General features: G+C 54.5%; 12 protein-coding genes and 1 pseudogene. 5 read left to right on the forward strand and 8 right to left on the reverse strand.

Translation table 11 applies throughout. The annotated features are described in order from the left end of the window. The first annotated feature begins 8 nt into the window (after nt 1–8). Nucleotides 9–1,200, forward strand: a pseudogene (gene tilS / locus GM30_RS03525) (tRNA lysidine(34) synthetase TilS). Nucleotide 1,201: 1 nt separating this feature from the next. Here the strand turns inward: tilS and rof are convergent. Together rof and GM30_RS03535 are read right to left on the reverse strand one after the other, a co-directional pair. Then, nucleotides 1,202–1,462 carry a Rho-binding antiterminator gene (gene rof / locus GM30_RS03530; RefSeq protein WP_049847512.1) on the reverse strand — a complete coding sequence of 87 codons (261 nt, stop codon included), beginning with the start codon at nt 1,460–1,462 and terminating at the stop codon, nt 1,202–1,204. Continuing rightward, a complete protein-coding gene (locus tag GM30_RS03535; RefSeq protein ID WP_049847513.1) occupies nt 1,449–1,649 on the reverse strand; it encodes a YaeP family protein in 201 nt (66 codons plus the stop codon). The genes rof and GM30_RS03535 overlap by 14 nt, the downstream gene beginning before the upstream one ends. A gap of 197 nt (nt 1,650–1,846) precedes the next feature. Between GM30_RS03535 and GM30_RS03540 the strand changes: the two genes are divergently transcribed. Genes GM30_RS03540 through nlpE form a run of 3 tightly spaced genes read left to right on the forward strand, consistent with a single transcriptional unit; the run spans nt 1,847 to nt 3,543 of the window. Further along, nucleotides 1,847–2,392 carry a YaeQ family protein gene (locus tag GM30_RS03540; protein WP_049847514.1) on the forward strand — a complete coding sequence of 182 codons (546 nt, stop codon included), beginning with the start codon at nt 1,847–1,849 and terminating at the stop codon, nt 2,390–2,392. Then, a complete protein-coding gene (gene arfB, locus GM30_RS03545; protein WP_049847515.1) occupies nt 2,389–2,805 on the forward strand; it encodes an alternative ribosome rescue aminoacyl-tRNA hydrolase ArfB in 417 nt (138 codons plus the stop codon). The genes GM30_RS03540 and arfB overlap by 4 nt, the downstream gene beginning before the upstream one ends. Nucleotides 2,806–2,844: 39 nt before the next feature. After that, nucleotides 2,845–3,543, forward strand: a complete 699-nt coding sequence (gene nlpE, locus GM30_RS03550) for an envelope stress response activation lipoprotein NlpE (RefSeq protein WP_049847516.1) — start codon at nt 2,845–2,847, stop codon at nt 3,541–3,543. Nucleotides 3,544–3,581: 38 nt separating this feature from the next. Here the strand turns inward: nlpE and proS are convergent, their stop codons facing one another. From proS to metN, 6 genes are all read right to left on the reverse strand, one after another. Next, nucleotides 3,582–5,279, reverse strand: coding sequence for a proline--tRNA ligase (proS, locus tag GM30_RS03555; RefSeq protein WP_049847517.1), 1,698 nt, complete (start codon nt 5,277–5,279; stop codon nt 3,582–3,584). A gap of 111 nt (nt 5,280–5,390) precedes the next feature. After that, the gene (gene tsaA, locus GM30_RS03560) at nt 5,391–6,098 is read right to left on the reverse strand and encodes a tRNA (N6-threonylcarbamoyladenosine(37)-N6)-methyltransferase TrmO (protein ID WP_049847518.1); all 708 of its coding nucleotides are present in this window, start codon (nt 6,096–6,098) and stop codon (nt 5,391–5,393) included. Then, nucleotides 6,095–6,499, reverse strand: coding sequence for an Rcs stress response system protein RcsF (rcsF, locus tag GM30_RS03565; protein WP_049847519.1), 405 nt, complete (start codon nt 6,497–6,499; stop codon nt 6,095–6,097). Before rcsF ends, tsaA begins: the two co-directional genes overlap by 4 nt. A 108-nt stretch (nt 6,500–6,607) precedes the next feature. Beyond that, the gene (locus GM30_RS03570) at nt 6,608–7,423 is read right to left on the reverse strand and encodes a MetQ/NlpA family lipoprotein (RefSeq protein ID WP_049847520.1); all 816 of its coding nucleotides are present in this window, start codon (nt 7,421–7,423) and stop codon (nt 6,608–6,610) included. A gap of 29 nt (nt 7,424–7,452) precedes the next feature. Next, nucleotides 7,453–8,106, reverse strand: coding sequence for a methionine ABC transporter permease MetI (locus GM30_RS03575; RefSeq protein ID WP_049847521.1), 654 nt, complete (start codon nt 8,104–8,106; stop codon nt 7,453–7,455). Beyond that, entirely contained in the window at nt 8,099–9,130 is a 1,032-nt protein-coding gene (gene metN, locus GM30_RS03580) for a methionine ABC transporter ATP-binding protein MetN (protein WP_049847523.1), read from the reverse strand. The genes GM30_RS03575 and metN overlap by 8 nt, the downstream gene beginning before the upstream one ends. Before the next feature lie 187 nt (nt 9,131–9,317). Between metN and gmhB the strand changes: the two genes are divergently transcribed. Next, entirely contained in the window at nt 9,318–9,881 is a 564-nt protein-coding gene (gene gmhB, locus GM30_RS03585; RefSeq protein ID WP_049847522.1) for a D-glycero-beta-D-manno-heptose 1,7-bisphosphate 7-phosphatase, read from the forward strand. Nucleotides 9,882–10,106 lie beyond the last annotated feature (225 nt).

Raw genomic sequence — 10,106 nt, forward strand, 5'->3', positions numbered from 1 at the left:
AGACCATCATGACAACCCCGGCAATCGCTCAACTTCTTTCCCCCTGGCGTCGCTTTCTGGTCGCGTTCAGCGGCGGCCTTGACTCTACCGTGCTGCTGCATCAACTGATGTGCTGGCGGCAGGAGAACCCCGACATCCAACTGCGCGCGATTCATATCCATCATGGACTCAGCGCCAACGCTGATGAGTGGGTGGCCCATTGCCAGCAGCTGTGTCAGCAATGGGCCGTCCCGCTGGAGGTGGTCCGCGTCACGCTGGTGGATGAAGGTAAGGGAACGGAAGCGCACGCGCGGCTGGCGCGTTACACCGCTTTTCGCGACGCGCTGACGCCTGAAGAGGTGCTGGTGACGGCGCAACATCTGAACGATCAATGTGAAACTTTTCTGCTGGCGCTAAAACGCGGCAGCGGACCGGCGGGGTTGTCGGCAATGCCTGCTGCCGCGGATTTCGCCGGAACGAAACTTCTGCGCCCTTTGCTGAATACCTCCCGCGCATCGCTGTTGCAGTGGGCGCAGGATCATGCGCTGAGCTGGATCGAAGACGAATCCAATCAGGATGATACCTACGACCGCAATTTTCTGCGTCTGCACGTTGTTCCGACGCTTGCCGCCCGCTGGCCGCATTTTGCCGATGCGGTGGCGCGCAGTGCGGAACTGTGCGGCGAACAGGAACAACTGCTGGATGAGCTGCTGACTGACGAGCTGAAGACGATGACGGACAGCGACGGGACGCTCGCCCTCGCCCCACTGGAGAAGGTCAGNGCGCGTGAAGACGCGAACCCCTGTCTGCGGTTTGGTGATTATGAAATCCGGCGTTTTCAGCAACGGCTCTGGTGGCTGAAATCCCATGCCAGTCAGGCAGAAACTGTGATTGCCTGGCCATCGCCGTTTTCGTTACTCAGGCTGCCGGATAACCTCGGCGAGCTACGGCTGACGCCCGGCGGGATCATTCGTGCTCCGGCGGATAACGACATCGTCAGCGTGCGGTTTAAAGCGCCGGGCATGTTGCGGATTGTTGGCCGAAACGGGAGCCGTAAACTGAAAAAAATCTGGCAGGAACTGGGCGTTGCGCCGTGGCTGCGCGATACAACGCCGCTGCTGTTTTATGGTGAGACGTTAATTGCGGCGGGGGGGGCGGNAAGAGGGGAAAGGCGTACAGCTGGAATGGATAAAAAACGGGCAGTTGCCTGCCCGTTCCTGAATTACGACTCGCTGACCACGACGGTGCCGATTTCCGGATGACTGAAGCTGGCGATTTTATCAAGACGTAGCTCCCGGGTTTCACCGGAGACGTCTACTACCAGATACTCCACGTTTTTACGTGACAGCAAGTCATTGGCCTTCGCTTTCAGCACTTCACCATCTTTCAGCTCCAGCGTCAGGATCAAATGATGCTGGCAGGCGAGTTCGAGATTGTCATAGTCATCACAGTTGATGGGTTGATAAGTATCATTCATTGACATAATCGCTCACCAGTAAGTTCGCAGCGGCATAGGCTGCCTTTTCCCTGACCGACTCTGAAATGGCATAATCGGATGCAACATCATTCAATGCCCTCAGCACACAACCCAGCGCATCTGGGATATACCCTAAGTCTCCGCTGGCAATTTCCGCATATCGCGCGCGTATTAACTCACAATACTTTTCCACATGCCCTCCTGTCAGCGTTCTGACTCAACCGTGGGATGCAAGTTTAAGCCTACGAAGATAAACTCTGTTTAGCAAGGTGACTATACCATACCCATCAAAGCAATATCAGCAGGATGAGCGTTAACTCAGGCAATTCGTGACAGCCTTTTGTCACGGATTTCGCTACAATAAACGCCAATTTTTGCAGGAGTTACCTCATGGCGCTGAAAGCGACAATTTATAAGGCGATAGTGAATGTTGCCGACCTCGACCGCAATCAGTTTCTGGATGCCAACCTGACGCTGGCGCGTCACCCCTCGGAAACCGAAGAGCGCATGATGCTGCGCCTGCTAGCGTGGCTCAAATATGCCGATGAGCGGTTGCAGTTTACGCGCGGCTTAAGTGCGGATGACGAGCCAGAACTGTGGCTGCTCAACGATCACCTTGCCATTGATTTATGGATTGAGCTCGGGCTGCCGGACGAGCGTCGCATCAAAAAAGCGTGCTCCCGTTCGCAGCAGGTTGCGCTGTTTACTTACAACAGCCGCGCCGCGGAAGTCTGGTGGCAGCAGAATCAGGCGAAGATGGCCTCGTTTGATAATCTGTCGATCTGGTATCTCGACGACGCGCAGCTAGCGCAGCTGAGCGCCTTTGCTGCGCGCACCATGACGCTACAGGCAACGCTGCAGGATGGCGCGATCTGGCTGTCAGACGATCAGAATAATCTGGAAATTCACTTAACCCCCTGGCAACAGCCGGCATGATCAGTCTGTCGCGGAACGTTTCCATCCCGGATGATGAGGTGGTCATTACGGCGATCCGCGCGCAGGGCGCGGGCGGACAGCACGTTAACAAAGCCTCAACGGCAATCCATTTGCGCTTTGACATTCGGGCCTCAAGCCTGCCAGAGTATTACAAGGAACGCCTGCTGGCCGCCAGTCATCACCTGATTTCTGAAGACGGGGTGATGGTGATTAAGGCGCAGGAGTATCGCAGCCAGGAGATGAACCGGGAAGCCGCGCTGGCTCGCCTGGTGAGCGTCATAAAAGAATTAACCGCCGTGCAGAAACATCGTAAATCTACCCGACCTACAAAAGCGTCAAAAGAACGCAGACTGGCCTCGAAGGCGCAGAAGTCCTCGGTAAAAGCGCTGCGCGGCAAAGTTCGTCATCCTTAAGCATGACGACGGAAGACCATTGAGAATAAGGAATTCAAGGTGAAAAAAGCGATATTAACAGTAGCGGCCGCATGCACGCTCTTTGCACTTATCGGATGTAATAACCGTGCTGAAGTGGATACGGTAGTGGCACCGCAGTCGGAAGCGCTAACGCCGATGCAGCAGAGCTGGCGTGGGGTTTTACCTTGTGCGGATTGTGAAGGGATCGAAACGTCGCTGTTTCTGGAAAAAGACGGCACCTGGGTAATGAACGAACGTTACCAGGGCGTACAGCACGAACCGTCGTCGTTTGCCTCTTATGGTACCTGGGCGCGCACGGCGGATAAGCTGGTGCTGACCAACAGCGAAGGGGAGAAATTCTACTACCGTGCGAAGGGCGATAAACTGGAAATGCTCGACCGCGACGGTAACCCCATCGAATCGACGCTGAATTATACGCTCGAACCGGTAAAGGCAAGCCTGCCGACCACGCCAATGGCGATGCGTGGAATGTATTTTTATATGGCTGACGCCGCCATCTTCACCGATTGTGCCACCGGTCAGCGCGTCGCGGTCGCCAGTAATGCCCAGCTGGAGCGCGATTATGCCGTTGCACGTGGCACCGACACCAAACCGGTGTTGCTGGTGGTCGAAGGGCATTTCACTCTCGAGCCAAACCCGGATACCGGCGAAATGACGAAAACCCTGATGGCCGATAAGGGAACAACGTTTATCCCCGGCAAAGACTGTAACGAGTGATAAAAAAGCCTCGCAATCGCGAGGCTTTTTTTGTGGGCTTAACCCTTAATGGCGTTGACCAGGTAGCTGAGAATATCGCCGGTCTTTATCAGCTGTTTCTCGCCTGAACGACGGTATTTATATTCGATATCGTCGTTATCGAGGTTACGGTCGCCAATCACGATGGTGTGCGGAATACCAATCAGTTCCATATCGGCAAACATCACGCCCGGACGCTCTTTACGGTCGTCCATCAGCACTTCAATGCCCTCCGCGCGCAGCGCGTTGTACAGTTTTTCCGCCAGCTCCTGTACGCGGTAGGATTTGTGCATGTTCATCGGCAGAATCGCCACCTGGAACGGCGCGATGGCGTCCGGCCAGACGATACCGCGTTCGTCGTTGTTCTGCTCAATGGCTGCCGCAACCACACGCGTCATCGTCAGGATCTGGTTACGACCGTCTTCACCCTGCACGGCAGCATTCAGCGCCTGAGAGTATTTGGTGCCGAGCTGGAAGATATGGCCCACTTCGATACCGCGTTTGATCAGCAGCGTGCCCTGGCCGTCCGGGCTCGGATCGCCGGCAACAACGTTACGAATATCCGCCACTTCCGGCGTTGCGACATCGCGATCCCAGTTAATGCCGAAATAATGTTTGCCGTCGATATTCGCGCCAGCGCCGAAATCGCTCATCGCGGCGACGGTACGATCGATCACTACCGGTACCGGCATATTCACCGGGCCAAGCGAACCCGGACCGGCATTCACTACCGCGCGGATTTCCGCTTCGGTTGCGAATGTCAGCGGGCTGGCGACCTGCGGCAGTTTCTCTGCTTTGACTTCGTTCAGTTCGTGATCGCCACGCACCAGCAGCGCAATCAGCGGGTATTCGCTGCCTTCGACGGTTTTCACCAGCAGCGTTTTGACGGTTTTCTCAATCGGCAGGTTGAACTGTTCAACCAGCTCGGCGATAGTTTTCGCGTTCGGCGTATCAACCAGCGTCATTTCCTGCGTTGCCGCAGCGCGCGGGGTTGTTGGCGCGAGGGCCTCAGCGAATTCGATGTTGGCGGCGAAATCGGAGCTGTCGGAGAAAATCACATCATCTTCACCGCTTTGGGCCAGGACCTGGAATTCATGAGACGCGCTACCCCCGATGGAGCCGGTGTCCGCCTGCACGGCACGGAAATCCAGCCCCATACGGGTGAAGATTTTGCTGTAGGCGACGTACATCGCATCGTAGGTTTCCTGCAGGGATTCCTGCGAGGTATGGAACGAATACGCGTCCTTCATCAGAAATTCGCGCGAACGCATAACGCCAAAGCGCGGGCGCACTTCGTCACGGAACTTCGTCTGGATCTGGAAGAAGTTCAGCGGCAGTTGTTTGTAAGAGTTCAGCTCGTTACGGATCAGGTCGGTGATCACTTCTTCGTGGGTCGGGCCGAGGACAAACGGACGATCGCCGCGATCAACAAAACGCAGCAGCTCCGGGCCGTACTGCTCCCAACGACCGCTCTCCTGCCACAGGTCAGCTGGCTGAACCACTGGCATGGACACCTCAATCGCACCAGCGTTGTTCATCTCTTCACGCACGATGTTTTCGACTTTTTTCAGGACGCGCAGGCCGGTCGGCAGCCAGGTGTATAACCCGGAGGCCAGCTTGCGGATCATCCCGGCGCGCAGCATCAGCTGATGGCTGATGACTTCGGCGTCGGCAGGTGTCTCCTTCAGAGTGGAGAGCAGATATTGGCTAGTACGCATGTTGTTACGATTCCATTTGGACGATTGGAACAGGCTCAGAACGAACCTGATTCAAAAAAAGTGGTTTAGTTTACCAGTGTGGCAAAGATGCCAAAAGAGAGGAAAATAAAATTAGCGTGGTTCCAGGGCAAAGACTTCAAATCCCTGGTGGTTTACGCGCCAGCGAACGTTGAAATCCAGCAGCCAGACGGCATAGGTTTTCCCGCTTTCTTCCTCTTTTCGATAGGCTGGACGCGGATCCTGGGCCAGCACATCGCAAATGAACGTTTTAAGCTGTGGATACCGCTTTTCGAGTTGCTGCAACTGTGCTTCAACGTCCTCGGTAAAGCTGACGGACATCTCCGCCTGCGGCGCCTGTTGCGCGTAGCTGGCGGTGGCATCCGGCAGCGCTTCAGCAAACGGCAGATAGGGTTTAATGTCGACAACTGGCGTGCCGTCTACCAGATCCAGACTGCCCAGTTGCAGGATCACCTGATCTTTCTGGCAGTGAATACCTTTCAGCTCAACCAACGACATGCCGATAGGGTTCGGGCGGAAGGTGGAACGGGTGGCAAAAACGCCCATTCTGGCATTACCGCCAAGACGCGGCGGCCTGACGGTGGGACGCCAGCCACCGTCCATCGTCTGATGAAAAACAAACAGTACCCACAAATGGCTGAAGTCTTCAAGACCACGAACGGCCTCGGCCTGATTGTAGGGGGGAAGCAAATGAAGTTCGCCGCCCTGGCTTTTCACCAGCCCAGGCTGGCGGGGAACGGCAAACTTCTCTTTGTAGGGAGAGTGAATGACGCCTATTTGCGCAAACTGAAACGCACTCATTTCGCCGAAACGTTGAGGGCAGAACCGATGCATACCGCCTGACGATAGCACCCCGGCGTACCACTGGTGACTTCGCAGCTGTGCAGCAGAACCGCGTTCGCTCTCATTTTAGAGGCGTTAATCTGCATACGCTTGCGCGCCGTAGGGATGTTTGGCGGAGAGTCCTGATTGGATGCCTGACAGGATTCGCCGGAGACCTCACCCAGTTCGCGGAACGGTTTACCGACCAGATCTTCCGCTTTGGTGTAGATTTTCACCGGCACAGGGCGCGGTGCTTTAGGTTTGACGGTTTCCGTCTTAGGTGGCGTTGCGGTGCTTTGTACAGGTTCGACAGGAGATCTGCTTAGCATGGAACAGCCGCTTAACATGAGTGCCAGTAAACAGATCGGTAAAGCACGCATAATATTTCCTCAATGAATGGTAAACCAGACAGTTATTGAATCAGGTGCGGGTCAAAATGACAAGACGGGCATGAGCCCGTCCTGAATGATATTAAGTAGGGAAAGAGATTACCAGCCTTTCACCGCACCGCCATTAAAGATTTTGTTGGCCGCTTCAGCCACTTCGTCAGACTGATACGCTTCAACGAATTTCTTCACGTTTTCGGCGTCTTTATTGTCTTCACGGGAAACGATCAGGTTTACGTACGGAGACTCTTTATCTTCGACAAAGATACCGTCTTTCGCTGGCGTCAGGTTGATCTGGCTGGCGTAAGTGGTGTTGATAACGGCCAGCGCAATCTGCGCATCGTCCAGAGAACGCGGCAGCTGCGGCGCTTCCAGCTCAACAATCTTCAGGTTTTTCGGGTTCTGCTCGATATCCAGCACGGTTGGCAGCAGGCCCACACCCTCTTTCAGTTTGATCAGGCCAACTTTCTGTAGCAGCAGCAGGGAACGGCCGAGGTTGGTCGGATCGTTCGGTACAGCAACCTGTGAACCCGGCTGCAGTTCGTCCAGCGTTTTGATTTTTTTGGAATAACCTGCGATCGGGTAAACGAAGGTGTTTCCGACCGGTACCAGCTTGTAGCCGCGATCTTTGATCTGCTGATCCAGGTACGGTTTGTGCTGGAAGGCGTTCGCATCAATGTCGCCTTTGCTCAGCGCTTCGTTCGGCAGTACATAGTCGTTGAAGGTCACCAGCTCAACGTCCAGGCCGTATTTCTCTTTTGCCACTTTCTGCGCAACTTCAGCAACCTGCTGCTCAGCGCCCACAATGATACCTACTTTAATGTGGTTCGGATCTTTTTCATCCTGACCGCAACCCACGAGAGCCAGAGAACCAATCAGGGCACCCACAGCCGCGAAAGTCTTCAAATTGAACGCCATGTTATTTCCTTTGTATGTTGTGTATTACGTTATTTGTGAGTCACAGTCCGGACGATACGATCGCCACAGAATTGAATTAAATAGACCAGAACGACTAACAATACCAGTACCGTATTCATCACCGTCGCGTTATAACCGATATAGCCGTACTGATAGCCAATCTGGCCGAGACCACCAGCGCCGACGGCACCGCCCATCGCCGAATAGCCCACCAGTGTGATGAGGGTAATCGTCGCCGCATTGACCAGACCCGGTAGCGCTTCCGGCAGCAACACTTTGCGGACGATTTGCATCGGCGTGGCACCCATGGCACGGGAGGCTTCAATCAACCCGGTGGGGATTTCCAGTAATGCGTTTTCCACCATACGGGCGATAAATGGCGCGGCACCGACGGTCAGTGGCACAATCGCCGCCTGCAGACCGATAGACGTGCCGACAATCACGCGGGTGAAGGGGATCATCCACACCAGCAAAATAATAAAAGGAATTGAACGGAAGATGTTTACCAGCGCCGACACGGTGCGGTAAAGCTTCGCGTTTTCAACGATCTGCCCCGGACGGGTGACATACAGCAGCACGCCTACCGGCAGACCGAGAACAAAACCAAACAAGCCGGAAACAAAGGTCATCGCCAGCGTTTCCCAGACGCCACGAGCCAGTAACCACATCATTGCCTCAGACATAACCCAGCACCTCTACTTTTACATGGTGTTGCTGCAGCCAGGCTATTGCGGCTTGCGCATCTTCTTGTGTTCCGTGCATTTCTGTCAGCATGATGCCGAACTTAACGCCGCCCGCGTAATCCATCTGCGCGCTGATAATGTTGTTGTTCACGTTAAAACGACGTGCGGTTTCGGAGAGCAGCGGGGCGTCAACGGACTGACCGGTAAACTCCATACGCAGCATCGGCACGCTGTCCGCCTGCGGGAAATCCTTCAGGCGTGCAAGATAATCTTCCGGGATATCCAGATGCAGCGTGGACTGGATGAACTGCTGCGCCAGTGGGGTTTTCGGATGGGAGAATACTTCGCTCACCGTATCCTGCTCAATCAACTGACCGTTGCTGATGACGGCAACGCAATCGCAGATGCGTTTTACCACGTCCATCTCATGCGTAATCAACAGGATGGTCAGACCGAGACGACGGTTGATATCTTTCAGCAGTTCCAGAATGGAGCGCGTTGTCGCCGGGTCGAGCGCGCTGGTGGCTTCATCGCACAGCAGCACTTTGGGATTGCTGGCCAGCGCACGCGCAATGGCGACGCGCTGCTTTTGACCGCCGGACAGGTTTGCCGGATAGCTGTCGTGTTTATCACTCAGACCCACCAGATCCAGCAGCTCAGTAACGCGGCGCTTCACCTCTTCTTTCGGGGTGTTATCAAGTTCCAGCGGCAGAGCCACGTTGCCGAAAACGGTACGCGAGGCGAGCAGGTTAAAGTGCTGGAAAATCATGCCAATCTGGCGGCGGGCTTTGGTCAACGCGCTTTCTGAGAGCGTCGTCAGTTCCTGGCCGTCAACCAGTACGCTACCCTGCGTCGGGCGCTCGAGCAGATTCACACAGCGAATCAATGTACTTTTGCCCGCACCGGAGGCACCGATGACGCCATAAATTTGCCCGGCAGGGACATGCAGGCTGACATCATTGAGAGCCTGAATCGTACGGTTCCCCTGCTGGAACACTTTGGTGATATTCGAAAGTTTAATCATTAGGTATTTATTATCGTTTAAATGGTAGCCGTGGCATTTTTTACTGCCGGACGCGCACAAAGGCCGTCAATGAAATGGATGTTAAGGCATCCAGACGTCTAAATCAATCCGGCTTTCAATAATGAGCACTTTCTTGCATGACGAAACATGCGATACTAGCGGCACAGGCTATATTCAGGAGCTCATCGTGGCAAAGTCAGTACCCGCAGTTTTTCTCGATCGTGATGGCACAATTAATGTTGATCACGGTTATGTGCATGAAATCGATGATTTTGAGTTTATTGATGGCGTGATTGATGCCCTGCGTGAACTCAAAGAGATGGGTTTTGCTCTGGTACTGGTGACCAACCAGTCAGGGATTGCGCGCGGCAAATTCACCGAAGCGCAGTTTGAAACACTCACAGAGTGGATGGACTGGTCGCTGGCCGACCGCGGGGTCGATCTGGACGGTATCTATTATTGCCCGCACCATCCGCAAGGCAGCGTAGAGGCATTCCGCCAGGTCTGTGATTGCCGTAAACCGCACCCGGGGATGCTTATCTCTGCGCGGGATTATCTGCACATCGATATGGCTGCTTCTTATATGGTGGGCGATAAGCTGGAAGATATGCAGGCAGCGACCGCCGCAGAAGTCGGCACCAAAGTGCTGGTGCGTACCGGTAAGCCGGTGACTGAAGAGGCTGAAAATGCCGCGGATTGGGTGATTAATAGTCTTGCCGATCTGCCTGCCGCTATCAAAAAGCAGAAATAATCAGCGTTATGATGAAAAGATGAGCGGTTGAAATAAAAATGAATTTTTCCGCTTGTCATTCCTCGCAGGCCCCCTATAATGCGCCTCCATCGACACGGCGCTGATGACAAACATCACACAGCGACGGTGAGTCGAAAGAGAAAAATCCTGAGAAATTAGGGTTGACTCTGAAAGAGGAAAGCGTAATATACGCCACCTCGCGACAGTGCGCTGTAAGCCGCGTCG

Origin of the sequence: Trabulsiella odontotermitis, assembly GCF_001188485.1 — a bacterium.
GTDB classification, from domain to species: Bacteria; Pseudomonadota; Gammaproteobacteria; order Enterobacterales; family Enterobacteriaceae; genus Trabulsiella; species Trabulsiella odontotermitis_A.

Bases quoted from the DNA above. Each gene is read 5' to 3' on its own strand.
- tsaA (WP_049847518.1), bottom strand. From the start codon at position 6,098: ATGAGTGCGTTTCAGTTTGCGCAAATAGGCGTCATTCACTCTCCCTAC.
- proS (WP_049847517.1), bottom strand. From the start codon at position 5,279: ATGCGTACTAGCCAATATCTGCTCTCCACTCTGAAGGAGACACCTGCC.
- rof (WP_049847512.1), bottom strand. From the start codon at position 1,462: ATGTCAATGAATGATACTTATCAACCCATCAACTGTGATGACTATGAC.
- GM30_RS03570 (WP_049847520.1), bottom strand. From the start codon at position 7,423: ATGGCGTTCAATTTGAAGACTTTCGCGGCTGTGGGTGCCCTGATTGGT.
- GM30_RS03575 (WP_049847521.1), bottom strand. From the start codon at position 8,106: ATGTCTGAGGCAATGATGTGGTTACTGGCTCGTGGCGTCTGGGAAACG.
- GM30_RS03540 (WP_049847514.1), top strand. From the start codon at position 1,847: ATGGCGCTGAAAGCGACAATTTATAAGGCGATAGTGAATGTTGCCGAC.
- arfB (WP_049847515.1), top strand. From the start codon at position 2,389: ATGATCAGTCTGTCGCGGAACGTTTCCATCCCGGATGATGAGGTGGTC.
- rcsF (WP_049847519.1), bottom strand. From the start codon at position 6,499: ATGCGTGCTTTACCGATCTGTTTACTGGCACTCATGTTAAGCGGCTGT.
- metN (WP_049847523.1), bottom strand. From the start codon at position 9,130: ATGATTAAACTTTCGAATATCACCAAAGTGTTCCAGCAGGGGAACCGT.